Origin of the sequence: Solwaraspora sp. WMMB762, from assembly GCF_049179115.1 — a bacterium.
Taxonomy (GTDB): domain Bacteria; phylum Actinomycetota; class Actinomycetes; order Mycobacteriales; family Micromonosporaceae; genus Micromonospora_E.
In genome coordinates, this window is sequence record NZ_JBMHMD010000001.1 from 2,291,258 (window position 1) to 2,318,196 (window position 26,939).

Below are 26,939 nucleotides of genomic sequence, written 5' to 3' on the forward strand. Positions count from 1 at the left end.
CAGCGGTCAGCCGGCACCCTTGTCCAGCCAGTCGAGGATCGCGTCGACCGGCTCCGTCCAGCGGGCGTCGAGCATCAGATCGTGGCCCATCCCTGGGAACAGCAACGGAGCGCCCCCGTACCGCCGGGCCGCGCGGTCCAACACCGCAGCCGGCACCACCCGGTCGTCGGGGCTGCCGAGGACCAGCACCGGTGGATCGCCGACCGGCGGCTCGACCCGCTGGCGGACCAGCAGCTGCCACTGGGCCCGGGCCGACGCGCGCCCCAAACGATCCACGTAGGACAGTGCGACGGCCTCCGGAAGCTCCCGGCTGAACAGCTGACCGGCGCGCAGCCGCAACGCCCCGCCGAAGACGGCCGGCAGGGTGCCGAACGGATTGCGCCGCAGCGCCGCGCCGAGCAGCGGCCAGCCACCGAGCACGGGGGCGGCCAGCACCGCGGCCCGCGCCGGATAGCGGGCCAACGCGTGACCGACCACCAACGCCCCGGCGCCGTGCCCGATCAGCACCGCCTGCCGGGGCAGGCCGGCCGCGGCCTGCACCACGTCGTGCACGTACGCCCGCAGGTCGGCCCGCGGCGCCGCCCCGCTGTCCCCGTGCCCGCGCAGACTGACCGCGTACGCCGGGAACCCGCGCTCGGCGGCCCGCTCCAGCCAGTGCTCGGCGAACACCCACGCGCCGTGCCCGAACCCGGGCACGAACAGCAGCGGCGGTCGGCCCTCGTCGCGCGACACGTCGGCGTGCAGCACCTCGCGGCGCACCGCTGGGACTGGTCTGGCCCATTCCCGGGTACGGACGATGCGGGGGGCCGCAAGGGTACGGCTCATCGGGCCGCCACCTCCAGACTGTCCAGGGTCTCCTGCAGCGCGCGCAGGTAGGTGACGTGGCTGACCTCGAACCAGCGCCGGGCCGGGTCGGTCACCTTGGCGTCGTGCCAGGGCCGTCCCGCGCCGGCCTCGATCCGGGCGGCGAGGGCCGCGGTGGCCGCCGGGTCCGCCGACCGGGCACGCAGCCACCGGGCGACCATCACGCTCTGCCAGTGGACCAGCGGGAAGACCCCGAACTCCGCCTGCACCAGCCCGACCACCGACAGCGTCGGGTGTCCCGGGGCGAAGGTGTGCAGGTGCAGGCGGGGCCGGCCGTCCGCGTCGACGCCGAGCACCCGAGGGTCGAGAAAGTCGAACTGGGGCTGGTAACCGGTGGCGAGCACGACGAGGTCGGGATCCACCTCGGTGCCGTCGGCGAGCTGCACGGTGTGCCGGCGTAACCTGGCCACGTCGGGCACCGGGCGGACCGTGCCGTGCCCGATGTGCAGGACGAGTTGGCTGTTGACCACCGGATGGGCGTCGAACACCCGGTGCTCCGGAGCCGGTAGCCCGAACCGGGTCTGGTCACCGACGACCAACCGGAGCAGCCGGTGGAGAACTCCCTGTCGCAGCCAGCGCGGCAGACGCCGGGCGAGCAGCCCCGCGTTGACCTGGTCACTCGGCCGGCCGAACAGGTACTTCGGGGTGTACCAGTAGCCCCGGCGGGTGGAGTGCCAGCAGCGGGCCGCCTGTTGCCCGGCCTCGACCGCGATGTCGCATCCGGTGTTGCCGCCGCCCACCACCAGTACCCGCCGGCCGCGCAGCTGGGTCGCGTCGTGGTAGGCCGACGCGTGGATCACCTGGCCGGTGAAATCGGACAGTCCTTCGTAGTCGGGCAGCCGGGGTGCCCAGTTGTGTCCGTTGGCGACGACCACGGCGGCGTAGCGCTGGGTGCGTTGGGCACCGTTGCCGCCGGCGCTGCGGGTCGTCACGTCCCAGCGGTCCCCCGGCGCCGGTTCGACCCGTACCACCTCGGTGCCGAACCAGATGTGCCGGCGCAGATCGAAATGGTCGGCGTAGCGTTCCAGATAGGCCAGCAACTGGCTGTGGTGCGGGTAGTCGGGCCAACTGTCCGGCAACGGGAAGTCGGGGTACTGGCTGAACGGCTTCGACGAGATCAGATGGGTGCTGGCGTAGACCGGACTGCGGTCGTGGCGCCAGTTCCAGGCACCCCCGACGCCCGTCTCCCGTTCGTAACAGTCGACCCCGAACCCCTGTTCGCGCAGGTTCTTGACCGCGCACAACCCGCTCGCCCCGGCACCGATGACACAGACGTTCTCACCCTGTTCGGAGATCGGGCGGTCGTCCCGCCACCGGTCGTCACCGGTGGTGGGGCTGTCGTAGTCAGCGGAAGTAGACACCGGCAATCTCCTTCGTACGGCTGCGAAATCGTGCCGGCTAGCCGCCCCGCTTGTCCAGTCCCGGTGCCGGTTCGGTGAGCACCAGATCGGCAACGACCGGAAGATGGTCACTCGCCCGCCGCGCCGCCGGGGTGTCCACCACTTGGCAGCCGATCACCTCGATGCGCGGATCGACGAAGATCGCGTCGATCCGGCGGCGCGGGTCGCGGCCCGGGAACGTGCCGGCCCGGCCCGCCCCGACGGCGGCAGCGGCGTCGGTGAACCCGGCGGCGGCCAACCGCCACGCCTCGCCGACGCGGTCCGCCACCTGGGCGTCCGCGTCGGTCGGCGACGGGTCGTCGGGGTCCGCCGGCTGGTCGTTGACGTCCAGGCCGAGGATCACCGGCCCGTCGACGTCGGCGCAGGCCTGGCGGAGCAGCCGGGCCTGCGCCGGCCGCTCCGTCGGATCAGTGGACAGATGCGATCCGACCACCACGAAGCGGGCCGGGCCGACCGCGCAGCGGGCGAACACCGCGCCACGCAGGTGCCGGCCGGGCGTCAGCGGGAACCGGACCGACCAGGTGCTCCCCACCCGTACCCGCAGCGTGGTCAGCACCAGGTTGCCCAACGGCGGTGGCCCACCGGATCCGACGACCATGTCGAACGCGTTCGCCAGCGCGGCCGACCTGGTCCGCCACCGCCACCGACGCGGTGCCTCCTGCAGGATCGCCACATCCGGGGCGATCTGGCGGACCACCTCGGCCAGCGCGGCCCGGTCGTCACGCTGGCCGTGGATGTTGTACGTGAGCACCCGCAGCCGCACACCGGGCCGCTGCGGCGCGGTCGTCTGGTCAGCCGTCACAGTCTCCTCCTCGGCACGATGTGAAGGGGCCGGAATCCGGCGGGCGGCGCCCAAATCCGGTGGGCGGGTCGGCTCAGATCCGCCGGGCGAGGTCGGCCGCACCGACCACACCGGCGGCGTTGCCCAGTTCGGCCGGCCGCACCTCGGCCACCGGAATGCGGACCCGCTGGGCCAGCGCATCGGTGTATGCCCGTTGAGCGGGGCCGAGCAGCAGGTCACCCGCGTCGACGACGCCGCCGCCGATCACCATCACCTCGGGATCGAGGATCTGCGCCAGGTCGGCCAGGCCGATGCCGAGCCAACGCCCGATCTGCGCGAACGCCTCGCAGGAGACCGGGTCACCGGAGCGGGCCGCGGTGGTGACCATCGGCCCGGTGACCGCCTCGGCGTCGCCACCGGCCAGGGCGAGCAGTTTGGTCGCCCGGTCCGGTTCCTGCCGGGCACCGGCACGGGCGAACCGGACCAGGGCGTTGCCGCTGGCGTACTGCTCGATACAGCCCTGCCGGCCGCAGCCGCACTGATGTCCGTCCGGGACCGCCAGCATGTGGCCGAGTTCTGCGGCGATGCCGTGCGCGCCACGGACGAGTTCGCCGCCGTACACGATGCCGCCGCCGATGCCGGTGCCCACGGTGAACATCACCATCGAGTCGGCGGCGTCCCGGCCGGCGCCGTGTCGGAACTCTGCCCAGGCCGCGACGTTGGCGTCGTTCTCGACGATCACCGGCAGGTCGACCGCCGCGCTCACGTACTCCCGCAGCGGTTCGTCCCGCCAGGCGAGGTTCGGGGCGAACAGCACAGTTGAACGACATGCGTCGATCCATCCGGCGGCCCCGATACCGACCGCGCCGACCGGGTGGTTCGCCGCCAGCTCGAGCACCACCTCGATGATCACGTCCCGGGTCTTGGCCACGTCGTCGGCCGGCGTCTCGTGCCGGGTCCGGGCCAGGACCTTTCCGTCCGGATCGACGACCCCGCCGGCGACCTTGGTGCCACCGATGTCGACTCCGATGGTCAGCGTCACCGCTGCCGCTCCCCTCTGCTGTGCTCTTCGCGCGCCGGTGTCCGCACCGGGTCCGATCCGGCGGCTGTCCACCGCCGGGGCAGTCGTCCGGCCGGACGGTGCCGGCTCAGGCCGGATCAGGTCCCGGCCGGCCGTGGTCCGGCCGGGTGGCACCCGACCGGTCCGGCTCCGCCCCGGCGGCATCCGCGCCGGGTGTCGCCGGGGCGGTCACCGCCGGACCGCCGGAGCGGCCCTGGGCTGGTGGTGCGCCTGTCCCGGCGACGTCGACGGGGGCGTTCGTCGCGGCCGACCAGACGTCCCGATCACCCGCTGAGTCCGAATCATCCATGGTCCAGGTGGCCTGGCGCCAGACCTCGTCGTCCGAGGTCATCCGGCCGGTCGGCGGATCGTGCCGGTCCGGCGGCGGGCCGGCGGGATCCGCAGCCGGCGAACCGGCCGCCGGCTCCGGCGGCGCGGCGGGGTCAGCCGGACGCTCCGATTGCCCGGCGGAGTCTGCCGGACGCTCCGGGGCCAGGGCACGCAGCAGGCTGGCGACTCCGGCGGCGAAGTCCCCGGCACCGGCGGCCAGCCGGTCGGCCAGCTCCGGGCTGGGGTCACGCAGTGCCGTGATGGCCCGGCAGATTGGGCAGACGCAGCAGGCCGGGTCGCCGGTGGCGACCGGCCCGGTGCCGCCCAGCAGGTCACGCAGCAGGCCGAGGCCGCCGGCGGCGCCGGCGCCGAGCCGCTGGCCGCGCGCCGCCAGCTGCGCCATCGCCAACGCGGTCGCCACCAACCGTTCCGCCTCCGCCCGCGCGGAGCGAGGATCTGTGCCCACCGTCGGCCCGCCCCCTAGCCTGTCTCCGTCGCACCGAGCTGTTCCACTCGGTGCTTGAGCTGTGTCAGGGCAGCATCCATGATCATTTTTTCGGCCTTGCGGCGGAACATCCCGAGCATCCCGACGGAGAGCTCCACCTCCAGCGTGTAGGTCACCGTGGTGGTTCCGTCCCCGTTGTCCTCGATGTCGTACGCACCGTCCTGCCGGCGCTGCATCCGGGACGGCTCAGCCAGCCGCCACTCGATCCGGGACAGGTCCTCGGAGTACTCGTAGATCAACGTGTACTCGTCTGTGAGCACTCCGGCGTCCAGCACGAAGCGGACCTCACGGGCGTATCCATCCTCGTACTCCTGGCGCACCTCGACTCGGTCCAGCGCCTCGGTCCACTCGGGGTAGCGCACGAAGTCGCAGATCACCGCCGTCACCCGGGACGCGGGCGCGGCGACGACGATCGACTTGGTGGAGGACTCCGCCATGTGGGGCAGGCTACCCGGTGCCGGGCCAAGATCAAGCCAGTGGCCGACAACCGTCCGGCCGCCACCGGCAGCGGGCTGACCGCGCAGGTCATCGGTCGCCCGGTAGGTTGCGGGTAGCCGGACGTGCACCGCCGGTCCGGTCCGCCTCAGCCCGCGAGCACAAGGAGTGCAGGTGCGCGAGTTCTCCGTACCACCGGTCGTCACGGTCGGTGATGCCGCCAACCTGACCGATCCGGTCTGGGACAACGCCGAGACCGCACCGGACGCGGTCCAGTTCACCCGGCCCGGACCGGACGGGCTGCAGGAGGTGACCTGCCGGGAGTTCCGCGACGAGGTGGTGGCGGTCGCCTGCGGCCTGATCGGCGCGGGAATCAACGCCGGCGACCGGGTCGGTCTGATGAGCCGGACGCGGTACGAGTGGACGCTGCTCGACTACGCGATCTGGTCGATCGGCGCGGTGACCGTGCCGGTGTACGAGACGTCCAGCGCCGAGCAGGTCAGCTGGATCCTGGCCGACTCCGGAGCGGTCGCCTGCGTGCTGGAGACCAACGGGCACGCGATCACCTTGGCCTCGGTCCGCGACCGGCTGCCCGCGCTACGCGAGGTGTGGCAGCTGGAAACCGGTGGTCTCGACGAGATCCTGGCCCGGGGCGGGACCGTCGACGCCGCCCAGGTGCAGCACCGCCGCCAGCAGCTGACCTCGAACGACATCGCCACGATCATCTACACCAGTGGAACCACCGGACGGCCGAAGGGCTGCGTGCTCAGCCACCGGAACATGTACGCCGACATCGCCAACGCGATCCCCGGTCTGCCGAACCTGTTCCACGAGGGCGCGTCGACCCTGTTGTTCCTGCCCCTGGCCCACTCCTTCGCCCGGCTGATCCAGATCGGCGCGGTGCACGCCCGGGCCACGATGACCCACGCGGCCGACCCGAAGAACCTGGTCGACGACCTGGCCAGCGTCCGCCCGTCCTTCGTGTTGTCCGTACCCCGGGTCTTCGAGAAGGTCTACAACGCGGCCCGGCAGCGCGCCTACGACGCCGGCAAGGGTGCGATCTTCGACCGGGCCGACCAGGTGGCCGTCGCCTACAGCGAGGCGCTGGACACCCCCGGCGGGCCGGGGCTCGGGCTGCGCGCCCGGCACGCGGTGTTCGACCGGCTGGTCTACCGGAAGCTGCGGGCCGCGCTCGGCGGCCGGTGCCGCACCGCGATCTCCGGCGGCGCCCCGCTGGGCGCCCGGTTGGCGCATTTCTTCCGCGGCGTCGGGGTGACCGTCTACGAGGGGTACGGGCTGACCGAGACCTCCCCGGCGGTGTCGGTCAACCTGCAGCACGCGATCCGGATCGGCACCGTCGGCCGGCCGCTGCCCGGCGTCAGCGTCCGGATCGCCGACGACGGCGAGGTGCTGATCAGCGGCGACCTGGTGTTCCAGGGGTACTGGAACAACCGGCAGCAGACCGATGAGGTGCTCACCGACGACGGCTGGTTCCGCAGTGGCGACCTCGGCCAGCTCGACGACGACGGATTCCTGACCATCACCGGTCGCAAGAAGGAGCTGATCGTCACCGCCGGCGGCAAGAACGTCGCGCCCGCCGTGCTGGAGGACCAGTTGCGCGCCCACCCGCTGGTCAGCCAGTGCGTCGTGGTCGGCGACCGACGGCCGTTCATCGCCGCGTTGCTCACCGTCGACGAGGACGCCTGGCCGGGCTGGCTGGAACGCAACGGTCACCCGGCCGGTCGCACCGTCGCCGATCTGCGCGACGATCCGACGCTGCTGGCCGAACTCCAGCAGGCCGTGGACGAGGCGAACCGCGCCGTCTCGGCCGCCGAGTCAATCCGGCGGTTCCGGGTGCTGGCCCGCGACTTCACCGAGGCGAGCGGCGAGTTGACCCCGTCGCTGAAGGTGAAACGGGCGGTGGTGCACGCCAACTACGAGGCCGAGATCGCCGAAATCTACGGGGGCTGACTACCATCCGTCACGTGTCCGCACCGACATCCGACGCGCCCCGTCCGCATCCACTCGCCGCGGTGGCGCGCTTGGTCATGCTCGCGCTCGTCGCGGTGCTGACCCTGGTCACCACCCGGGACCTCGGCGAACTGCGCTGGGTGGCGCTGCTGGCGGTCGCCGGCGCCCCAGCGGTGCTCGTCCCCCGTCACCCGGTCATCGCCATGCTCGGCCGCCTCGCCGAGGTCGTCATCGTCGGCCTGGCCACGAGCGAGGTGGCCGCCGCCGCCAACCTGCGCGGCTCCATCGGTGCCGGGCTGGGCGCGTCGGCGATGCTGCCGTACCTGTCGGTGCCGTTGACCGTGGCGGTGCTGCAACGGCGGACCCGCGAGGCGACCGCGCTGCTCGGCGTCACCGCGCTCACCCTGGCCCTCAGCGGGTTGTTCACCACGATCGACGGCCGACCGCAGCTGGCCCAGCTCGGCTACGTCGCGGTCTGCACGCAGTGGCTGATCCTGGCCAGCCTCGGCATCGTGGCCGCCGGCACGCTGCAGCAGGTGATGCAGGCCCGTGGGGAGAGCAAGCCGGCCCCGTACGCGGAGGCCACCCGGCTGCTCACCCAGCTGCGCAGCGTCGCGCGGCAGCTGCCCGGTGCCACGCTCGACCCCGGCAGCATCTCCGAACATCTGATCGAGGAGCTGCGGGCGGTGGCGCCGACCGGTCGCACCGCGGTGCTCTCCGGCAGCGGTGGAGGGCGGCTGGTGGTGCTCGCCCAGGCCGGTCTGGATCGGGTCGACTGGGAGACGACTCTGGACGCCGATTCGGCCATCGCCGACGCCTGGGCCAGCCAACTGCCGCAGACCGCGGCCCGCTCGCAGGCCCGGTCGCATCCCGGCGGTGACGTGTCGGCGCTGGTGGTGCCGCTGGTCGCCGGGGTGCGCACGGTCGGTCTGGTGATCCTGGAGACGGACAGCGCCAACGCCTACCCGCCGCCGGTGGTCGGCCGGATCACCGCGCTGACCCGCCCGGCGGCGCTTCGGCTGGAGGCCGCGCTGCTGTTCGACGAGGTCCGGTCGCTGGCCACCAACGAGGAACGGCAACGGCTGGCCCGGGAGATCCACGACGGGGTGGCCCAGGAGCTGGTGATGGTCGGCTATGGCATCGACAACGCCCTGGCCACCCTGCCGGAGGGCAGTGACGAGACCGCCGAGGACCTACGGACGCTGCGCGGCGAGGTCACCCGGGTGATCACCGAGCTGCGGCTGAGCCTGTTCGAGCTGCGCAGTGAGGTGGACCGGCACGGCGGGCTGGCGGCCGCGATCGCCGAGTACGCCCGTACCGTCGGATCGTCCGGCCGGTTGCGGGTGCACCTGTCGCTGGACGAGTCCGGGGCCCGGCTGCCGGCGGCCACCGAGGCGGAACTGCTGCGCATCGCTCAGGAGGCGATTACCAATGCGCGCAAGCATGCCGGTGCCGCGAATCTGTGGGTCACGTGCGACATTGACCCGCCGTACGCGCAAATAGAAGTGTCGGATGACGGTCAGGGGATCGCCGACCAGCGTCCGGACGGGCGGTACGGTCTTGCGATCATGGCAGAGAGAGCGGAACGTATCCGGGGCCGGTTGGAGATCAGGCCACGACACCCGAGCGGAACGACCGTGGCAGTGGTGCTCGGAACCTCGCCCCGGCGCGATAGCGTGCGCGATAGCGTGACAGCACCAGAAGGGGAGTAGCCACAGCATGACCACCAGCCCCACACCGACCACCCGGACCAAGGTCCTGCTTGTCGATGATCACGACCTCATCCGGAAGGGCCTGCGGCACGCTTTCGAGCGCGACCGCCAGTTCGAGGTCGTCGGTGAGGCCGCAACGGCGGCCGAGGGTGTACGCCAGGCGGGCGCCCTGCAACCAGATGTTGTGATCATGGACCTGCGGCTGCCGGACGGCAGCGGCCTCGAAGCGACCCGGGCGCTGCGCAAGTCCAGCTCCACGATGGGCATCGTGGTGTTGACCATGTACGCCGGCGACGACCAACTGTTCGGCGCGCTCGAGGCCGGGGCCAGCGCGTTCGTGCCGAAGACCGCACCGGCGGACGAGGTGGTCGCGGCGGCCCGGCACGCGGCCTCCTCGCCGAGCGCGTTCACCGCGGCTGACCTGGCCGAGGCGATGAAACGCCGGCTCGCGCCGTCCGGACCGCAACTGTCCCCCCGGGAAGGCCAGGTGCTGCGCCTGCTCGCCGACGGGATGAGCGTGGCCGGGATCGCCAAGCAGTTGTTCGTCAGCGAGTCGACGGCCAAGACGCACATCTCCAAGTTGTACGAGAAGCTCGGCGCGGCGAACCGGGCCCAGGCGCTGATGACGGCGCTGCGGCTCGGTCTGCTCGAGGCGCCGGACGCTCCGAAGTTCTGACCTGGTCACGTGGTGCCGGCGACGGGTGGGCCGGCCCACGTCGACCGTGGCGACTCTGACCGGCGCGGCGGGAACCTCGCGGTTCGGACGCTCTGGATGCCCGGGCACGCAGCGGGCACAATGGCTAGCGCCACCAGCCAGCCAGCAAACGGCCAGACAGGGACATAAGGGGCGAAGATGGATCGGCCGCACTGGGCACCGGAGAGCATCGACGTCGAGCGGCCGAGCGTCGCCCGGATGTACGACTACTACCTCGGCGGCTCACACAACTTCGCCGTCGATCGGACCGCCGCCCAGGCGATGATCACGGCCGTTCCCGATGCCCCGTTGATGGCCCAGGCGAACCGGGCCTTCATGCGCCGCGTCGTGCAATTCCTCGTCGAGTCGGGAATCCGGCAGTTCCTTGACATCGGCTCCGGGATCCCCACTGTGGGCAACGTGCACGAGATCGCCCAACGGCTGGCACCGGAATCGAAGGTCGCCTACGTGGACGTCGATCCGGTCGCCGTCGCCCACAGCCGGGAGATCCTCGCCGGCAACGACCGGACCACGATCCTGCATGAGGACCTGCGCAACCCGGAACGGATCCTGCACGATCCTCAGGTGCGCAAGCTACTCGACTTCGACCAACCGGTCGCGGTGCTGATCGTCGCGGTCCTGCATTTCGTGCCGGACTCCGACGACCCCGCCGGGATCCTGGCCGAGCTGCGCGCCGCCCTCGCGCCCGGCAGCCATCTGGTCCTGTCCCAGGCCAGCGACGACGGTCGCAGCGACGAGGAACGCCTCGAGGCGGACCAGATCTACCGGCGCACCGACAACCCGCTCAACATCCGGTCCCGGGCCGCGCTGACCAGCTTCTTCGACGGGTTCGACCTGCTACCGCCGGGCGTGGTCTGGGTGCCGCAGTGGCGCCCCGAGTCGCCCGAGGCGGCCGAGGACGCCGAGCGTGCCGTCTTCATGGGCGGGGTAGGCCGACTCGGTGGCTGAGCAGTCCGAGCCGGCCGCCGATCCGCCCGGTGGACGGCCACCGGGCGTCGCCGCCGTCGCCCGGGCCTGGGCCAAGGCGGTAACCGGGACCAGCTACCTGCCGCTGACCCAGGAGCAGTTGGAGGCGTTTCTCGGCGACCTGACCGTACGGCTCGTCACGGCGCTGCGCGCCGAGCCGTTCACCATCCGGGTCGGCTACCAGGTCGGTTCGGACCTGGTCGCCGCGCACATCGCCTCGGCGGAAGGGCTCGGCCGCACCATCGAGGTACTCGACCTGCGACTACTGCGCGACCTGGACATCGACGACCCGGACATGCCGGACCGGATGGCACGGCTGCTCGGCGGTATCGCCACCGGCTACACCCGGGCGCTGCGCGACCGCACCCTGGACGAGCAGGAGACCATCCGCCGCGCGGCGTTGGTCGCCCGGGAGCAGGCCGAGATCGCGCTGCGGGAGAGCGAGGCCCGCTACCGGCACCGGGCCACCCACGACCCGCTCACCGATCTGCCCAACCGGAGCCTGTTCACCCAGCGGCTGGACGACGTGTTCAGCACGACCGGGCGTACCGGCGGGGACGGACGCCGACTCGGCGTCTGCTTCGTCGACCTCGACGGTTTCAAGATCGTCAACGACACCCTCGGCCACCACATCGGGGACCTGCTGCTGGTCTCCGTCGCCGAGCGGCTGCGCCGGGGCGTCGGCGAACACCTGGTGGCCCGCATCGGTGGCGACGAGTTCGTCATCCTGGTCGCCGACACCACCTGCACCGACGACGTGCTCAAGGTCGCCGAGGCCGCGCTCGCCGCGATCGGCGAACCGGTCGTCGTCGACGGCCACGAGCTGACCGTGACCGCCAGCATCGGCATCGTGGAGCGCCTGGTCGCCGGCACCACCCCGAGCGAGGTGATGCGGGCCGCCGACGTCACCCTGCACTGGGCGAAATCGGCGGGAAAGGGCCGGTGGGCGCTGTTCGATCCGGTGCGCAACGACCACCAGCTGGCCCGGTACGCGCTGTCCGCGGCGATGCCCGCCGCTCTCGACCGGGGCGAGTTCTACCTGGACTACCAGCCGCTGGTCGCGCTCGCCGGCGGCGCGCTGCTCGGCGTCGAGGCGCTGGTCCGCTGGCGGCACCCGACGATGGGGGTACTCGGGCCGGACCGGTTCATCTCCCTCGCCGAGGACTCCGGGCTGATCGTCCGGCTCGGATCATGGGTGCTGGCGGAAGCCTGCCGGGAGGCCCGGCGCTGGCTGGACCGCAGCGCGAACGCCCCGTTCGTCAGTGTCAACCTGGCTGTCCGACAGGTCAACGACCCCGGTCTGGTGCGGTACGTGACCGAGGTGCTCGCCGACACCCGGCTACCAGCCGACCGGCTGCAGCTGGAGATCACCGAGAGCGCCCTGATGAGCACCGCCGACGGACCGGTCCGCACCCTGCGAGAACTGGCCGACCTGGGCGTACGGATCGCCATCGACGACTTCGGGACGGGCTACTCCAACCTGTCCTACCTCCGCTCGCTGCCGGTGCAGGAGCTGAAGCTGGCCGGGAAGTTCGTCGAAGGGCTCCGTGCCCCGGCGGGCACCGACCGGACCGACGAGAGCATCCTGCTCACCCTGGTGACGCTGGCCCACACGCTACGGCTGACGGTCACCGCCGAGGGAGTGGAGACCGCCGGGCAGGCCGAGCGGCTCCGGGCAATCGGCTGCGACGCCGCCCAGGGCTGGCATTTCGGCCGGCCCGGACCAGCCGACGGGATCACCGAACGACTAACGTGACGCCGCCGGGGGTCAGGCCGCTCAGCCGGCCAGCAGCGACGCCATCCGCTGCGCCTGGGTGTCCCAGCGCCACTCACGCTCCACCCAGGCCCGGCCGGCGGCCCCCATCCGCCGGGCCAACTCCCGGTCGGCCAGCAGGCCCGCCAGCCGGTCAGCCAGCTGGCTCGGGTCTCGACCGTTCACGACGTACCCGGTCTCGCCGTCGCGGACCGCATCCGGCGCGCCGCCGGAATCCCCGGCCACCACTGGCAGCCCGGTCGCCGATCCTTCCAGGTAGACGATGCCCAGGCCTTCCACGTCGAGCCCGCCGCGACGGGTGCGGCAGGGCATCGCGTACACGTCCCCGGCGGCGTAGTGCGCCGGCAGTTCCGCCCAGGGCACCGCTCCGGTGAAGGTGACGTCGTCGGCCACCCCGGCGCGCCGGACGAGTCCTTCCAGCCGGCTGCGGTCCGGGCCGCCGCCGACGATCAGCAACGCGGCGCCCGGCACCCGACGCCGCACCAGCGGCCAGGCCCGGATCAACGTGTCCTGACCCTTGCGGGGCACCAGCCGGGACACGCAGACCACCACCGGCCGGTCCGACAACCGGTGCCGGCGGCGCACCTCGCCGCCGTCAACGCCCGAATGGTAGGCATCGGTGTCCACCCCCGGCGCGAGCCGACGCAGCTCGGTCAGCCCGCCGACCGCGCGGTCCAGCCGCACCCGGGTGTACTCCCCCAGGTAGGTCACCACGTCGGTGGCGCGGGCGATCCGACGCAGCATCGACCGCGCGCCGGGCAGCGCGGCCCACCCCACCTCGTGCCCGTGGGTCAGGGCCACCGCCCGGCTGATCCCGGCCCGCCGGCGCAGGCCGTCGGCGAGCAGGCCGAGCGGCGCGGCCGCCCCGAACCAGACGGTGTCGCAGCCCCGGGCCCGCGCCAGGGCGGCGGTCTGCCGGGCCACCGCCGGCGTGGGCAGCAGCATGCCGGTCGGGTTACGGACCACCTCGAACGGCTGGTCGGCGTCGAACCGCTCGGCACCGTCGTAGCTCGACGCGTAGACCACGATGCTCTGTGCGGGCTGCCGCAGCGCCAGATTGTGCACGAACGACTGGATGCCGCCGGGCCGCGGCGGAAAGTCGTTGGTGACCAGCAGGGTGCGGTTCATCGGCCCGCCCGGTCGGCGTACCTGCGGGCCGCCGCGATTCGTTCCACGGTCGACGGGTGCGTGGCGGAGTAGAGGTACTCCCAGCGGGGCGGGTCCGGATCGGCGAGATTGATCGCGGACAGCCGGCGGTGCACCGCCGCGTACGCCGCCGGGTCACCGTGCAGCGCCAGCGCGTGCGCGTCGGCGCGGGCCTCGATCCGGCGCGACACCAGCGCCTGCGCCGGTGTCGCCACCAGGCCGACCAGCGTGACCACGGCCAGCAGCAGGGCGATCGCCCGCGGCTCGGCGATGTCGGCGACGCCGGCCGCCCGCAGCACCGGCCGCCAGCTGCCGAGCAGGTACAGCCCGACGACGGCCGCGGCGGCGCCGAGCGCGCCCAACCCGGTGCCGGTCAGCACGTCCCGCGCGCGGGCGTGGCCCAGCTCGTGGGCGACCACGGCGGCCAGCTCCGCCGGAGGCGCCTCGCGCAGCAGGTTGTCGTAGACGACGATCCGCCGGGTGGGGCCGAACCCGGACACGTAGGCGTTGACCGCGCGGGTACGCCGGGACGCGTCGGCGACCAGCACGTCCCGCACCGGGACGCCGTCGCGCTCGGCCAGCTCCAGCAGCTGCGTGCGCACCGGACCGTCCGGCATCGGGGTGAACTTGTTGAACACCGGCTCGACCAGCACCGGCAGGACGAACGACAGCAGCACCACCAGGGCGGCCGCACCGGTCGCGGCCAGCGCCCACCACCAGCGAGGGGCCAGCCGAACGACGGTGTAGAAGCCGAGCAGGGCCACCGTCGCGATGACCGCGCCGACCGCGTACGACCGGAGCAGGTCCAGCCCCCAGCCGGCCCAGCCCTGGGTGGCCAGCCCGTGCTCGGTCAGGATCCGGTGCCGCCAGGCGGCGAACGGCAGGGTCAGCAGGTCGGCCAGGAACACCACGAGCAGCCCGCCGAGCAACGCCTGGGCGGCCCAGTGGCCGCCGAACGGCCGGCCGGCGACCTCCACCAGCCGGGCACCGACCGGGGTGAACCCGAGCAGCAGCGCCACGAGCAGGCCGGCCAGCATCGCGCCGTAGCGACCCGGGCGCAACGCCGCCCGCAGGGCCCGCCCCCGCTCGACCTGGTCGACGGGCAGCTCACGCAGGGCGGCGAGCTGGTCGGCGCGGGGCACCGGCGGCCGCTGCCACGGCACCAGCACTGCCGCCGCGACGACGACCGCCACCACCAGGACGGCGAAGGTGACCAACGCCCATGCGCGAGGCGTCATCGGGCTCCTTCCGCCGGCCGGTCGCCCGACCATCCTAGGTGTGCCGGCGCGGTCCCGGTCCGCGCTCGGGCGACAGACCGGATCCTGTCAGGCGGACCGGTCGATCGCTCAGGCGACCTGTCTTCGGGACCGGGGCCGGCGCTGCCGGCGGCCACGCGGCGCGGCCGGCGACCCGCCGAGCACCTCGACGTCGAACCCGGCACGCGCGAACACCTCGATCGCGTACCGCTCGCCGGCGTCCAGGTTGGCCACCGCGTCCGGGCTGTCGATCAGGGCACTGACCAGGCAACCCCGGCAACTCGGGCCGCGCTCGACGGCGCAGGTGTCACAGTCGATCAGCATGGTCGTCTCCTCACGTGACGGTGCGATCGGACAGTGGCCGGCGGTGACCGGCCCCCGTACGACGCAGCATCGCCGACCGACCACCGCCAGTGACATCGACGATAAGCATCAGGTACGACAGTTCCGCGCGACCGGGTGTCGGCTCAGGACCGGGCCAGTCGACGCAGCAGCGAATCGGCGCCCATCGGGTACGCGCCGTGCCGCCGGACCCCGTCAGCCACCTCCCGGTCGGAGGAGACCACCACGATCACCCGGCCGGACGGCTCGGCCCGGACCAGCCGACGGATGAGTTCATCGGCCGTTTCCCCTTTGCGGGAGAACAGCACCCGTACGCCGCGTGGGGCCGGCGGCAACCCGTGCATTCGCTCGGCGCCGTCGAAGACCACGGTCACCTCGTCCCCGGTCTGCGCGGCGATCCCACCGAGCCCGGTGATCAACCGCTTGCGTTGCTGCTCCAGCGGCATCTCACCGAAGCCCCGCTTGGTCACGTTGTAGCCGTCGACGACGAGGTGGGCCCGGGGCAGGGCGAGCAGGTCGTCCAGCCGGGCCGGGTCGTCGGTGTCGCGGGCCCGGGTTGACGTCGCCGCCGCCGGTCGGTCGGTGAACGCGTCGGCGACGTAGTCGGCCGGCAACCGGTCGGCCGGGTCCAGGGCAAGCTCCCGCCGCAGCCCCTGGGCCGCCCGCCCGATCGTCTCCAGCAGCAGCCACAGCCGGGCGTCGTCGACCGCCCGGGCCTCCTTCGCCGACTGCCGGGCGGTGCCGGCGGTCAGCTCCGCGTCGGCGAGCTTGGCGCGCAGCCGCCGCAGCTCCGCGTCGTGGTCGGCGGCGGCCCGCGCGGCACGGCCGCGTTCGGTGGCGAGCAGCTCGTTGGCCCGCCGCTGCTGTGCCTGCGCCTCACGCAGCGTGCGGGACAGCTGCCGGGACTCCTCGCGGAGCTGGCCCAGCTCCTCGCGTACCCGGGCCAGCTCGTCGCGGAGCTTCTCCACCTCGACCCGGGCGACGGTGCGGTCGTGTTCGGCCCGGTTGGCGCGGGCCTCGGCATCGCGGATCAGCTCGGCGACGGCGGCCCGGTCGGCCTCGGCCCGGACCGCAGCACCGGCGGCGTCGACCAGCTCACGCCAGCCCGCCGGCCGCATCAGGTACGCCAGGGCGGCGACCTCGACCGGGTCCGCCGCCGCGGGTGAGACCCCTTCGCTGACCGCCGTGCCCAGCTCACCGGCCTCGGTCAGCGCGCGGGCAGCCACCCGCTGCCGCAGCGACGGATCGTTGGTGAGCGCTGCCGCGATCGCCGCGCCGCCGTAGCGGGCCCGCCGGTTCGGCGCGAACTTGGCGACCTTGCGCAGCTGGGGTGGCATCTCGTCGGTCGGGATCTCGGGCAGCGCGGCGGCGGCGAGCACGACGATGCGCGACCGCACCGGCTCCGGCAGCACCGGCTCGGCGGGTGGACCACCGGCCGGCTGGTCGGCGGACAGGGGCAGGGCGCCGGTCGTCGGCGCCGCCCCCTCGGGACGAGCGTCGGTCGGATCCGGTGCGGCCATGCACCCCAGTCTCCCACCGGGTGGCCGCCGCGTGCCCGACAGGAAGAATGATCTCGCAGAGTCGATCGGATCGTTACCGATGGTACCCGTGGGACGGCTGTGTCGTACCCACGTCCTATCGTCTGCGCCGTGGCACCGCCTGACCCCGCACCTCGACCGGCCTACACCCAGGGCTCGATCGACTCGCTGCTGTCAGCCGGGCCGGACCAGTCGCTGTCGACCGGCGCGGACCGGTCGCTGCGGGAGACCACCTTCGTCGTGCTGGATCTGGAGACCACCGGCGGCGCGCCGGACGGCGGCGGCATCACCGAGATCGGCGCGGTCAAGGTGCGCGGCGGGGAGGAGCTCGGCGTCTTCGCCACGCTGGTCAACCCGGGCCGACCGGTGCCGCCGTTCATCACCGTGCTCACCGGCATCACCGAGGCGATGCTCGTTCCCGCGCCGCCGATCGAGCAGGTGCTGCCCAGCCTGCTGGAATTTCTCGGCGGCGCGGTGCTGGTGGCGCACAACGCGCCGTACGACGTGGGTTTTCTCAAGGCCGCGTGCGCCCGGCACGGCTATTCCTGGCCGGCGCCGACGGTGTTGGACACCGCGGCCCTCGCCCGCCGGGTGCTGACCCGCGACGAGGTGCCCAACCGCAAGCTCGGCACCCTCGCCGGCTACTTCCGCACCCCTCGGCGTCCCACCCACCGGGCGCTGGCCGACGCCCAGGCGACCGTGGACGTGCTGCACGGGCTGATCGCCCGGCTCGGCGGGCACCAGGTGACGAGCATCGGCGACGCGGTCGAATTCAGCCGGGCGGTCAGCGACGTCCAGCGACGCAAGCGGCACCTCGCCGACGGGTTGCCCCGCTCCCCCGGGGTGTACATCTTCCGGGCGGCCGACGACCGGCCGCTGTACGTCGGCACCTCGGGCGACGTCGCGACCCGGGTACGCAGCTACTTCACCGCCGCCGAGCGGCGGGCGCGGATGTCCGAGATGCTGGCCGCAGCGGTGCGGGTCGACGCGGTCGAGTGCGCCCACCGGCTGGAGGCCGAGGTACGTGAGCTGCGGCTGATCGCCGCCCACGCGCCGCCGTACAACCGCCGGTCGAAGTTTCCGGAGCGGATGGTCTGGTTGAAGGTCACCGACGAGGTCTATCCGCGGCTGTCCACGGTCCGGGCGATCTCACCGGCCGACACCACCGTGCTCGGGCCGTTCGCCTCCCGCCGAGCGGCCGAGCTGGCCGCCGCCGGCATCCACGACGCGCTGCCGCTGCGTCAGTGCACCCACCGGTTGTCCACCCGGACCCGGACCCCGGCCTGCGCGCTGGCCGAGCTGGGTCGTTGTCCGGCACCGTGCGAGCACCGGATCGACCCGCTGCAGTACGCCGAACTGGCCGTCACCCCGCTGCGTACGGCCCTCGAAACCGACCCGCAGCCACTGGTCGACACGTTGCTCGCCCGGATCGACCGGCTCGCCGCCGGGCAGCGGTTCGAGGAGGCGGCGGTGGTCCGGGGCCGGTTGGCCGCGTTCCTGCGGGCGACCGTCCGGATGCAGCGGTTGACCGCGCTGACCCGCATCACCGAGCTGGTCGCGGCACGACGGGCCGGGCACGGTGGCTGGGAGCTGGCGATCGTCCGGCACGGTCGGCTCGCCGCCGCCGGCGTGTCGCCCCCACGGCAGCACCCTCGGGCCACCATCGAGCTGCTCTGCGCCACCGCCGAGACAGTGCCGGCCGGACACGGTCCGGTGCCCCGGGCCAGCGCGGCCGAGAGCGAGCGGATTCTGTCCTGGTTGGAGCCGGAACAGACCCGACTGGTCAGGGTGAGCGGGGACTGGTCCTCGCCGGTCCGCGGCGCCGGCCGATTCCACCATCTGCTGGTCAAGGCCGAGGAAGCCGCCCGGACGACGGCCGGCGTCGACGAAGCGGACCAAAGACTCGACCGATCGATCACCCGCAAGTAGCCGATCGTACTACGCTCGCTCGCTTAGGCTGTTAGAGAAGTGCAGTCCTGTCAGCCAACGCCCGATTCGTGGCGTGCGTCCGGGCGGTCAACCGGCCGGGCGATGGGTGAGGAGGTGTCTCCGCGTGGACGTCGACGCCGGTCCCGGCGCCGCCATCGGACGTTTCCTGCCCACCGCGACACCCCTGTCCGCCCGCCTGCGGGCCTGGCTGTCCTGGTCTCCCGGCGCGCCGGAACCGGTCGCCGAGCTGATCCGGGTCCACCGGTCGATCCACCCGTCGGCGGACCCGTCGGTGCTGCGCCGCGGCTACCAGATCGCCGACAGCATGCACGCCGGCCAGTACCGCAAGAGCGGCGAGCCGTACATCACCCACCCGTTGGCCGTCGCGGAGATCTGCGCCGGGCTCGGCATGGACACCACCACCCTGGTGGCCGCACTGCTGCACGACACCGTCGAGGACACCACGTACGACCTGCCGACACTGGCCGCGGACTTCGGCGACGAGGTCGCCCACCTGGTCGACGGGGTGACCAAGTTCGACAAGGCGTTCTACGGCAAGGCCGCCGAGGCCGAGACCATCCGAAAGATGATCATCGCCGCGGCGAAGGACGTCCGGGTGCTGGTCATCAAGCTCGCCGACCGGCTGCACAACATGCGGACCCTCGGTGTGCGCTCCCCTGCCTCCCGGGCCCGGATCGCCAAGGCGACCCTGGACGTGCTGGTCCCGCTCTGCGATCGGCTCGGCATTCAGAAGCTCAAACGGGAGCTCGACGACATCGTCCTGTTCCACCTGGAGCCGGAGGCCTACCAGCAGATCGAGGAACACCTGGCCAACCGACCGGGCTGGGCGACGTACCTGGACACCGTCTGCGGACAGGCGCGGGTGACGCTACGCCGGGAGAAGGTCACCGCCCGGGTCGCGGCCCGGCCCCGGCACCGCTACTCGATCTGGAAGGACACCGTCGCCGGCGGCCACCGGGCACCGTTCGACCTGCCCCGCATCGAGGTCGTGGTCACCGGGCCGGACACCGACTGCTACGCGGCGCTCGGTGCGATCCACTGCCGCTGGCGACCGGTACCGGGCAGGTTCAAGGACTTCATCGCGGCACCGAAGAACAACCTCTACCGCTCGCTGCACACCACGGTCATCGGTCCGGACGAGCGTCCACTCGAGGTGCTGATCCGGACCGACGCGATGCACCGCTCCGCCGAGTTCGGCATCGCCGCGCCGTACCACTTCCCCAAGCCCGGCCGCAGTCGTGCCGCCGCCCGCGCCGACGAGCTGGCCTGGCTGCGCAGGGCGATCGACTGGTCACAGGAAAACATCGACGCCGACCAGTTCGTCCACTCGCTGCGCTGCGACCTGGTGGACGCGCAGATCCAGGTCTTCACCGACGGCCGGCCGATCGTGCTGCCGGCCGGGTCGACGCCGGTCGACCTCGCATACGAGCTGGATCCACGCAAAGGCGCGCACTGTCTCGCCGTACGGATCAACGGCCGACTGGCACCGCTGGCCTCCGAGTTGACCGACGGCGACGTGGTCGAGATCTTCACCGAGAGCGACGACCAGCCGACCGGGACGGCACCGACGTCAGCCGGGCCGCGAAAGGAGTGGCTGGGTTTCGTCAAGTCGCCGCAGGCCCAGATGCAGATCAACCGCTGGTTCGCCGAACACTCCGAACCGGGCATCAGCATCAGCGACAAGGTACGCCTCGGACGTGCCACCGTCAGCCTGATCCTGCGCAAACACGACCGAGCGTTGTCCAACGACAAACCGCTGCGCCAGCTCGCCGAGAACCTCAAGTACCCGGACATGGAGACCCTGCTGGTCGCGGTGGTGGACCGGACCATCGAGCCCGAGTCCGTCGTCAACCAGCTCATCGCCCTGGTCGACCAGCCGGGCTGACCTGACCCGGCGCCGGCGACCGGCTACCTCTAGCCTGAACAGTATGATCATCCGCCGATCCCCCGCACGCGCCCTGTTGTACGGCGTGTTCTACCGGTTGCCGCACCCGGTCCGTCGGCGGTTGGTCCGGCTCGCTGTGCAGAAGTACATCGTCGGCGCCGTGACGCTGGTGACCGATGCCGAAGTCGATCCGTCGGCACCCGCCCGACTACTGCTGCTGCGCCAGCCGCCCGGCCGGGGCTGGACGCTGCCCGCCGGTCTGCTGCGCCACCGCGAGGCGCCGGTGGTCGGCGCGGCCCGGGAGCTCGCCGAGGAGACCGGCATCCGGCTGGCCCCGGACCAGCTACGCCCGGCGGCACCGAATGCCGTGGTGCACGCCAAGGGCTGGGTGGACGTCGTCTTCGAAGCCGCCGTGGCAGCGTCGCGAACCCAACTGGTGGTCGACGGGGCCGAGGTGTACGAAGCCGCCTGGCATCGGCTCGACGACCTGCCCCGGCTGACCCCGGCGACTGCTCGGCTGCTCGCGCACTACGGCATCGGGCCGCTCGTCGTCCCAGCGGAGACCGACGTACCAGTGGAGACCGGCCCGCCAGCGGCCGGGCAGCCGCCGGCGGGCCAGGAGTCGGGGTGAGCGCACCGGCGGCCGGACCGGACCGGATCTGCGCAGTGATCCTCGCCGCCGGTGAGGGCCGCCGGCTGCGGCCGTTGACCGATCTCGTTCCGAAGGCGCTCTGCCCGGTCGGGAACGTACCGCTGCTGGACCGGGCACTCGCCCGGGTCGGCGCCCTCGGCTTCACCGGGCCGGCGGCGGTCGCGGTCAACGCCTGCTACCTCGGCCGGCAGGTGGTGACGCATGTCGGAGACCGGGCACAGCTGTCCGTGGAGCCAGGAGACCCGTTGGGCACCGCCGGCGGCATCGGCCGGCTACGGGACTGGATCGACGGCCGGAGCGTACTGGTCGGCAACGTCGACGGCTATCTCGCCCATCCGGATCTGGCTCCCGGGCCGGACATCGCTGCGCTGCTCCACGGCTGGGACGGTGAGACGGTCCGGCTGCTGGGCAAGCGGTTCACCGACCCGGCCGCTCAGGGCGGCTTCGACGGGCACCGGTTCGCCGGCTTCTCGCTGCTGCCGTGGCGCTACGTCAGCGAACTACCGGCCGCCCCCGGCGAGCTGGTCCGTACCGTCTGGCGGCCGGCGGAGGCGGCCGGCGCACTGCAGGTGATCAACTATTCGGGTACCTACCTGGACACCGGGACACCACCGGACTACCTCGCGGCCAATCTGCACGCGGCAGGTGGTCGGAGCCTGCTCGACCCGTCGGCCACGGTGACCGGCCCGGTCGACCATTCCGTGGTCGGCGCCGGGGCGGTGGTACGGGGGACGTTGGTCCGCTCGGTGGTGTGGCCCGGCGCGCAGGTGCCGGCCGGGGAACAGCTGACCGACGCGATCCGGGTGGGCAGCGATCTGACGGTGTCCGCCGGTTGACCGTTCACTATTGAGTAACATCGGCGGCGGACGCTGGTGAGAGACGGAGGACCTGCGTGATCACTGCGATCGTGTTGATCGACTGCGCCACGGACTCGATCCCGGAGGTGGCCGAGGCGCTTGCCGGTCTCGACGGGGTGAGCGAGGTCTACTCGGTGGCCGGGCACGTGGACCTGATCGCGATCGTCCGGGTGCGGGAGTTCGACCAGATCGCCGACGTGATCGCCGGACGGATCTCAAAGGTTCCGGGTGTACTCAACACCGAGTCGCACATCGCCTTCCGCGCCTACTCGCAGCACGATCTGGAGGCGGCCTTCGCCATCGGGCTGGCCGACGCTGACTGACCAGCGGCCGCGCTACCGGCACTGTGGCGCTACCCGCACTGTGGCGCTGATCCAGGCGCGGGGCTGACGGTCGTCCGCGCCCGCCGGGATGCGACGGGCGCGGACGGACTGTCGTGGTACGGGCGGATCAGCGGCTGCCGCTGCTGATCTCCTCCCGGTCGGCCGGCTTCTTGTCCTTGTCGGCCGGCGGCGGATCGACCGGCTGTTCCTCGGCCGGGTCGATTGCCACATGCGCCGGCGGCGGGACCTGCGCCGGCTTCTCGATCGGGAAGAAGAAGCCCTTGACGGCCGGGCCGAGCGCGCCGAGCCGGTTCATCTTCTTGGGTACCACCCAGCCGACGTACTCCAGCTTGCCGTGGCCGTGCTCGTCGGTCGGCCCGAGCGGCTGGTGCACCTCGACGAAGCGGCCGTCGGGCAGCCGTCGGATGATGCCGGTCTCGACGCCGTGCGCCAGCACCTCGCGGTCGTGCTGCTGCAGACCGAGGCAGATCCGGTAGGTGACGTAGTAGGCCAACGGCGGCAGCAGGATCAACCCGATCCGGCCGGCCCAGGTCATCGCGTTCAAGCTGATGAAGAACTTGTCGGCGAACACGTCGTTGCCGCCGGAGATGGTCAGCACGATGAAGAAGGTGACGGCCATGGCGCCGACGGCGGTCCGGGCCGGCACGTCCCGGGGCCGCTGCAGCAGGTTGTGGCTGGCCTTGTCCTTCGTGTACCGCGCTTCGAGGAACGGGTACGCCAGGGAGAGCATGACCAGGATGCCGGGCAGCACCACGGTCGGCCAGAACAGTGGCGGGATCACGTACCCGTCGCCGATCGGGATGGTCAGCTCCCAGGCGGGCATCAACCGGGTGGAGCCGTCGAGGAACATGACGTACCAGTCGGGCTGGCTCGCCGCCGAGACGACGGCGGCCTCGTACGGGCCGAACAGCCACACCGGGTTGATCTGGAAGACCCCCGCCATCAGGGCGACCACCCCGAAGACGATCATGAAGAAGCCGCCCTGTTTGATCGCGTAGCGGGGGAACATCCGCTCGCCGACCACGTTGTCGTTGGTCCGTCCCGGGCCGGCCCACTGGGTGTGCTTCTGCTTGAAGACCAGGCCGAGGTGCGCGCTGATCAGCGCCACCAGCAGCCCGGGGATCAGCAGCACGTGGGCGATGTAGAACCGGCTGATGATGATCGTGCCCGGGAACTCGCCGCCGAAGATCGACGAGGTGACCCAGGAACCGATCACCGGGATGGACAGCATGATCGCCGACGCGATCCGCAGCCCGGTGCCGGACAGGCCGTCGTCGGGCAGCGAGTAGCCGGTGAAGCCGGCGAGGAAGCCGACCCAGAACAGCAGCGAGCCGATGATCCAGTTGGCCTCACGCGGCTTGCGGAACGCGCCGGTGAAGAACACCCGCAGCATGTGCACCACGATCGACGCCATGAACAGCAGCGCACCCCAGTGGTGCATCTGCCGCATGATCAGGCCGCCCCGGACGTCGAACGAGATGTCCAGCGTCGACGCGTACGCCGCCGACATGGGGATCCCGCGCAGCGGAGCGTAGCTGCCGTCGTAGACGACCTCCTCCATCGACGGGTCGAAGAAGAAGGTCAGGTAGACGCCGGTGAGCAGGACGACGACGAACGAGAAGAGCGCGATCTCGCCGAGCAGGAACGACCAGTGGTCCGGGAAGACCTTGTTCAGCAGCTTGCGTAGCGGCGTGGCTGCCTGGAACCGGTCGTCGAGCTGCCCGGCGGCCTGGCCGGGCAGCGCCCGGGCGTCGAACTTACGGCGTTTCATGGCCGCTCCCAGAAGTCGGGTCCGACGATCTCGGTGTAGTCGGAGGTGGCGACGAAGAAGCCCTCGTCGTCGACGGAGATGGGCAGCTGCGGCAGCCGACGGCTGGCCGGGCCGAAGACCGGCTTGGCGTTGTCGGTGATCAGGAACTGCGACTGGTGGCAGGGGCAGAGCAGCCGGTTGGTCTGCTGCTCGTACAGGCTCGCCGGGCAGCCCGCGTGGGTGCAGATCTTCGAGTACGCGATGTAGTTGCCCCACATGTAGTCGGGCTTGCCCGCCGCCTCGTTGTTCTCCCGGGCGGTTCGGGCGTCGTCCAGCCGCAGGTGGATCAGCAGGGTCGGCGAGTCGGCGTACCGGTTGGTGTGTCCGCCGGGAATTCCGGGGAAGACCGTCATCTGACCACCGACGCTGACGTCCGCGGGCCGGATCGGTGAGCCGTCCTCCCTGGTCAGCCGGACCAGCTCGGTGCCGCCACCGATCGTCTCGACCGGCTCCCAGCCGGTGGTGGCCATCTGGTTGTCGGTGTGCGGATCCCGGATCAGGCCGCCGACCAGCGGAGCGGCCGCGACCGCGGCGACCGGAGCCAACCCGGCCAGCAGCGACACCCCGAGCAGCGGCCGGCGCTTGACCCCGAGCTCGTCCACCATGTAGGTGAGCGTGCCGCCGGTGATCTTGCGGTCGTCCGGGCTGGACGGACCATCGTGCCGGTCCTGGATCGCCACCTCGTGGGGCAGCAGCTTCTTGCCCCAGGTGAGGATGCCGACACCGATGGCCAGCAGGGTCAGCCCGAGGCTGACGCCGAGCAGCGGGGTGTAGAACTTGCTGATCCCGGTGCCGAGTTCGTACTCCCAGGGCCACCAGATGTAGACCACCAGGAACGCGGTCGCGGTGAGCCCGGCGAGCAGGAACAACCCGGCGACGAACCGGCTGATCCGCCGCTCCGCCCTGGTGCCGGGCACCGGGAACGGCGGCTCGTAGTGCACGATCTCGATGTCGTCGCGACGGGCACCCTCACGCAGCACGTCGAACGGCGTCAGCCGAGGGTCATCCAGGCTCACCTGCGCTGGCTGGCGGTGCTGCTGGGTGGTGTCGATGTCGGTGCTCATGACTTCCCCGCAATCCACAGGCTGGCGAAGACCAGCGCGGTGATGCCGACCAGGAAGATGGCGATGCCCTCGGTCACCGGACCGTACCGGCCGAGGTTGGCCAGCCCGCCCGGGTCACCGTCGGTCTTCAGCCCTTCCTGCACGAAGGCGATGATGTCGCGCTTCTGCTCGGGGGTGAGCTGGTTGTCCCCGAAGACCGGCATGTTCTGCGGGCCGGTCAGCATGGCGGCGTAGAGCTGCCGGTCGGTGGCCGGCTCCAGGCTCGGTGCGTACTTGCCGGACGACAGCGCGCCGCCGCCGCCGCTGAACGCGTGGCAGGACGAGCAGTTGATCCGGTAGAGGTGACCACCGACGGCGATGTCACCGCCGGTGCGCAGCATCTCGCCGTCCGGCAGCTGCGGGCCACCGCCCAGCTCCTGGATGTACTGGCCGAGCTGGCGGATCTCCTCCTCGGTGAAGACCACCGGCTTGCGCTCGGCCTGGGCCTCCTGCCGGGCCATCGGCATCCGGCCCGTGCCGACCTGGAACTCCACCGACGCCGATCCGACACCGATCAGGCTGGGGCCGCGTCCCTCGACGCCCTGGGCGTTGCGCCCGTGGCAGGAGATGCAGCTCTGGTCGAACAGCGCCTTGCCGTCCTCGGCCGCCTGGGACAGCTGCGGGGTGTCCTGCGCCTGCAGGCCCGGGGCGAAGACGGTGTACGCACCGCCGGCCAGGAACAGCGCGGCGAGCAACCGGACCGCGGTGCCCAGCCGACGGCGGCCCCGGCCTCGCGGCGTGGCCCGCCCGCTGCGCAGCCGGGCGAGGAGACCACGTCCGCGGTCGGCTCGCCGGTCGGCGGGGGTGTCAGATGTCATTGACCTGAATCCTTGTCGGTTTTGCGACCTGCCTGGTCGGCACGACGCCGCACCATCACGGTGAGTGACCGCTTGATGATCATTGCAGCCAGTAGATCATGAAGTAGAGGCCGATCCAGACCACGTCGACGAAGTGCCAGTAGTACGACACGACGATGGCCGAGGTGGCCTGGGCCGGGGTGAACCGCCCCATCGTGGTACGGACCATGTAGATCAGGAAGGCGACCAGGCCACCCGCCACGTGCAGCCCGTGGAAGCCGGTGGTGAGGTAGAACACCGAGCCGTACCCGTCACCGTTGATCTTGATGCCGTGGTGGACCAGCTCCCGGTACTCGTTGATCTGGCCGAGCAGGAAGATCAGGCCCATCACGAAGGTGATCGTGAACCACCGCCGCAGCGCGTGCACGTCCCCCCGCTCCGCGGCGAACACCCCGATCTGGCAGGTGACCGAGGAGGCCACCAGGATCGCGGTGAAGACCGTCGCGTACGGGATGTTCAGCTGTGGGGTGTGCTCCTCCCACATGCTGTAGTCCGCCGCGCGGATGGAGAAGTACATCGCGAACAGCGCCGCGAAGAACATCAGTTCGCTGGAGAGCCACACGATCGTCCCGACGCTGACCATGTTCGGTCGGGTCAGCGAGTGGATCCGGCTCTTGTCAATCGCTGGGGCCGCAGTCACGCGGTCATTATTGCTGCCGGTCAGTGCCCACGGACGGCGGGGTGGC

24 protein-coding genes are annotated in these 26,939 nt (G+C 71.9%); 10 read left to right on the forward strand and 14 right to left on the reverse strand.

Features of this window, described 5'->3' with window-relative positions; translation table 11 throughout:
- Positions 1–6: 6 nt before the first annotated feature.
- The 6 genes from ACN27J_RS10055 to ACN27J_RS10080 form a co-directional block, all read right to left on the reverse strand.
- Complete coding sequence (locus ACN27J_RS10055) at positions 7–825, reverse strand: alpha/beta hydrolase (RefSeq protein ID WP_421365400.1); 819 nt, start codon at positions 823–825, stop codon at positions 7–9.
- Positions 822–2,225 carry a flavin-containing monooxygenase gene (locus ACN27J_RS10060; protein WP_421365402.1) on the reverse strand — a complete coding sequence of 468 codons (1,404 nt, stop codon included), beginning with the start codon at positions 2,223–2,225 and terminating at the stop codon, positions 822–824. The genes ACN27J_RS10055 and ACN27J_RS10060 overlap by 4 nt, the downstream gene beginning before the upstream one ends.
- Before the next feature lie 37 nt (positions 2,226–2,262).
- On the reverse strand, positions 2,263–3,066 hold the full coding sequence (locus ACN27J_RS10065) for an endonuclease/exonuclease/phosphatase family protein (RefSeq protein WP_421365404.1): 804 nt from the start codon (positions 3,064–3,066) through the stop codon (positions 2,263–2,265).
- A 73-nt stretch (positions 3,067–3,139) separates the two neighbouring features.
- Positions 3,140–4,087: an ROK family glucokinase gene (locus ACN27J_RS10070; protein ID WP_421365406.1), complete on the reverse strand. Its 948-nt coding sequence runs from the start codon at positions 4,085–4,087 to the stop codon at positions 3,140–3,142.
- A 106-nt stretch (positions 4,088–4,193) separates the two neighbouring features.
- On the reverse strand, positions 4,194–4,901 hold the full coding sequence (locus tag ACN27J_RS10075; RefSeq protein WP_421365407.1) for a hypothetical protein: 708 nt from the start codon (positions 4,899–4,901) through the stop codon (positions 4,194–4,196).
- 14 nt (positions 4,902–4,915) lie between these two features.
- Complete coding sequence (locus ACN27J_RS10080) at positions 4,916–5,377, reverse strand: SRPBCC family protein (protein ID WP_421365408.1); 462 nt, start codon at positions 5,375–5,377, stop codon at positions 4,916–4,918.
- Positions 5,378–5,549: 172 nt separating this feature from the next.
- Here ACN27J_RS10080 and ACN27J_RS10085 point away from each other — a divergent pair, with 172 nt between their 5' ends.
- The 5 genes from ACN27J_RS10085 to ACN27J_RS10105 all read left to right on the forward strand — a co-directional run bounded on the left by ACN27J_RS10085 (position 5,550) and on the right by ACN27J_RS10105 (position 12,495).
- Positions 5,550–7,346 carry an AMP-dependent synthetase/ligase gene (locus tag ACN27J_RS10085; protein ID WP_421365410.1) on the forward strand — a complete coding sequence of 599 codons (1,797 nt, stop codon included), beginning with the start codon at positions 5,550–5,552 and terminating at the stop codon, positions 7,344–7,346.
- A gap of 71 nt (positions 7,347–7,417) precedes the next feature.
- The gene (locus ACN27J_RS10090; RefSeq protein WP_278174564.1) at positions 7,418–9,058 is read left to right on the forward strand and encodes a GAF domain-containing sensor histidine kinase; all 1,641 of its coding nucleotides are present in this window, start codon (positions 7,418–7,420) and stop codon (positions 9,056–9,058) included.
- Between the two features lie 7 nt (positions 9,059–9,065).
- Entirely contained in the window at positions 9,066–9,734 is a 669-nt protein-coding gene (locus tag ACN27J_RS10095) for a response regulator transcription factor (RefSeq protein WP_123602728.1), read from the forward strand.
- A 177-nt stretch (positions 9,735–9,911) separates the two neighbouring features.
- Entirely contained in the window at positions 9,912–10,721 is an 810-nt protein-coding gene (locus tag ACN27J_RS10100) for an SAM-dependent methyltransferase (protein ID WP_421365412.1), read from the forward strand.
- Entirely contained in the window at positions 10,714–12,495 is a 1,782-nt protein-coding gene (locus ACN27J_RS10105; RefSeq protein ID WP_421365414.1) for a putative bifunctional diguanylate cyclase/phosphodiesterase, read from the forward strand. The genes ACN27J_RS10100 and ACN27J_RS10105 overlap by 8 nt, the downstream gene beginning before the upstream one ends.
- A 21-nt stretch (positions 12,496–12,516) precedes the next feature.
- Here the strand turns inward: ACN27J_RS10105 and ACN27J_RS10110 are convergent, their stop codons facing one another.
- The 4 genes from ACN27J_RS10110 to ACN27J_RS10125 form a co-directional block, all read right to left on the reverse strand.
- Positions 12,517–13,641, reverse strand: a complete 1,125-nt coding sequence (locus tag ACN27J_RS10110; protein ID WP_421365415.1) for a glycosyltransferase family 4 protein — start codon at positions 13,639–13,641, stop codon at positions 12,517–12,519.
- A complete protein-coding gene (locus ACN27J_RS10115; RefSeq protein ID WP_421365416.1) occupies positions 13,638–14,897 on the reverse strand; it encodes a M48 family metalloprotease in 1,260 nt (419 codons plus the stop codon). Before ACN27J_RS10115 ends, ACN27J_RS10110 begins: the two co-directional genes overlap by 4 nt.
- 108 nt (positions 14,898–15,005) lie before the next feature.
- Entirely contained in the window at positions 15,006–15,239 is a 234-nt protein-coding gene (locus ACN27J_RS10120) for a hypothetical protein (protein WP_421365417.1), read from the reverse strand.
- A 143-nt stretch (positions 15,240–15,382) separates the two neighbouring features.
- Entirely contained in the window at positions 15,383–16,777 is a 1,395-nt protein-coding gene (locus ACN27J_RS10125; protein WP_421365418.1) for an NYN domain-containing protein, read from the reverse strand.
- 177 nt (positions 16,778–16,954) lie between these two features.
- On the opposite strand from ACN27J_RS10125, the gene ACN27J_RS10130 reads away from it, so the two are divergent.
- From ACN27J_RS10130 to ACN27J_RS10150, 5 genes are all read left to right on the forward strand, one after another.
- Positions 16,955–18,724, forward strand: a complete 1,770-nt coding sequence (locus ACN27J_RS10130) for a DEDD exonuclease domain-containing protein (RefSeq protein ID WP_421372178.1) — start codon at positions 16,955–16,957, stop codon at positions 18,722–18,724.
- Positions 18,725–18,848: 124 nt separating this feature from the next.
- The gene (locus tag ACN27J_RS10135) at positions 18,849–20,630 is read left to right on the forward strand and encodes a RelA/SpoT family protein (protein WP_421365420.1); all 1,782 of its coding nucleotides are present in this window, start codon (positions 18,849–18,851) and stop codon (positions 20,628–20,630) included.
- 43 nt (positions 20,631–20,673) lie between these two features.
- A complete protein-coding gene (locus ACN27J_RS10140; protein WP_421365422.1) occupies positions 20,674–21,261 on the forward strand; it encodes an NUDIX hydrolase in 588 nt (195 codons plus the stop codon).
- Positions 21,258–22,118 carry a sugar phosphate nucleotidyltransferase gene (locus ACN27J_RS10145; protein WP_421365424.1) on the forward strand — a complete coding sequence of 287 codons (861 nt, stop codon included), beginning with the start codon at positions 21,258–21,260 and terminating at the stop codon, positions 22,116–22,118. Before ACN27J_RS10140 ends, ACN27J_RS10145 begins: the two co-directional genes overlap by 4 nt.
- A 56-nt stretch (positions 22,119–22,174) precedes the next feature.
- Positions 22,175–22,462, forward strand: coding sequence for an Lrp/AsnC family transcriptional regulator (locus ACN27J_RS10150; RefSeq protein ID WP_281550745.1), 288 nt, complete (start codon positions 22,175–22,177; stop codon positions 22,460–22,462).
- A 127-nt stretch (positions 22,463–22,589) separates the two neighbouring features.
- Here ACN27J_RS10150 and ACN27J_RS10155 read toward each other — a convergent pair whose 3' ends face one another.
- The 4 genes from ACN27J_RS10155 to ACN27J_RS10170 all read right to left on the reverse strand — a co-directional run bounded on the left by ACN27J_RS10155 (position 22,590) and on the right by ACN27J_RS10170 (position 26,893).
- Complete coding sequence (locus ACN27J_RS10155; RefSeq protein WP_421365426.1) at positions 22,590–24,254, reverse strand: cytochrome b; 1,665 nt, start codon at positions 24,252–24,254, stop codon at positions 22,590–22,592.
- Entirely contained in the window at positions 24,251–25,357 is a 1,107-nt protein-coding gene (locus ACN27J_RS10160) for a ubiquinol-cytochrome c reductase iron-sulfur subunit (RefSeq protein WP_421365428.1), read from the reverse strand. Before ACN27J_RS10160 ends, ACN27J_RS10155 begins: the two co-directional genes overlap by 4 nt.
- On the reverse strand, positions 25,354–26,214 hold the full coding sequence (locus ACN27J_RS10165) for a cytochrome c (RefSeq protein ID WP_281550749.1): 861 nt from the start codon (positions 26,212–26,214) through the stop codon (positions 25,354–25,356). The genes ACN27J_RS10160 and ACN27J_RS10165 overlap by 4 nt, the downstream gene beginning before the upstream one ends.
- Before the next feature lie 79 nt (positions 26,215–26,293).
- Positions 26,294–26,893: a cytochrome c oxidase subunit 3 gene (locus ACN27J_RS10170; protein ID WP_123602742.1), complete on the reverse strand. Its 600-nt coding sequence runs from the start codon at positions 26,891–26,893 to the stop codon at positions 26,294–26,296.
- Positions 26,894–26,939 lie beyond the last annotated feature (46 nt).

Bases quoted from the DNA above. Each gene is read 5' to 3' on its own strand.
- ACN27J_RS10055 (WP_421365400.1), bottom strand. From the start codon at position 825: ATGAGCCGTACCCTTGCGGCCCCCCGCATCGTCCGTACCCGGGAATGG.
- ACN27J_RS10080 (WP_421365408.1), bottom strand. From the start codon at position 5,377: ATGGCGGAGTCCTCCACCAAGTCGATCGTCGTCGCCGCGCCCGCGTCC.
- ACN27J_RS10095 (WP_123602728.1), top strand. From the start codon at position 9,066: ATGACCACCAGCCCCACACCGACCACCCGGACCAAGGTCCTGCTTGTC.
- ACN27J_RS10100 (WP_421365412.1), top strand. From the start codon at position 9,912: ATGGATCGGCCGCACTGGGCACCGGAGAGCATCGACGTCGAGCGGCCG.
- ACN27J_RS10110 (WP_421365415.1), bottom strand. From the start codon at position 13,641: ATGAACCGCACCCTGCTGGTCACCAACGACTTTCCGCCGCGGCCCGGC.
- ACN27J_RS10115 (WP_421365416.1), bottom strand. From the start codon at position 14,897: ATGACGCCTCGCGCATGGGCGTTGGTCACCTTCGCCGTCCTGGTGGTG.
- ACN27J_RS10120 (WP_421365417.1), bottom strand. From the start codon at position 15,239: ATGCTGATCGACTGTGACACCTGCGCCGTCGAGCGCGGCCCGAGTTGC.
- ACN27J_RS10125 (WP_421365418.1), bottom strand. From the start codon at position 16,777: ATGGCCGCACCGGATCCGACCGACGCTCGTCCCGAGGGGGCGGCGCCG.
- ACN27J_RS10140 (WP_421365422.1), top strand. From the start codon at position 20,674: ATGATCATCCGCCGATCCCCCGCACGCGCCCTGTTGTACGGCGTGTTC.
- ACN27J_RS10155 (WP_421365426.1), bottom strand. From the start codon at position 24,254: ATGAAACGCCGTAAGTTCGACGCCCGGGCGCTGCCCGGCCAGGCCGCC.
- ACN27J_RS10160 (WP_421365428.1), bottom strand. From the start codon at position 25,357: ATGAGCACCGACATCGACACCACCCAGCAGCACCGCCAGCCAGCGCAG.
- ACN27J_RS10165 (WP_281550749.1), bottom strand. From the start codon at position 26,214: ATGACATCTGACACCCCCGCCGACCGGCGAGCCGACCGCGGACGTGGT.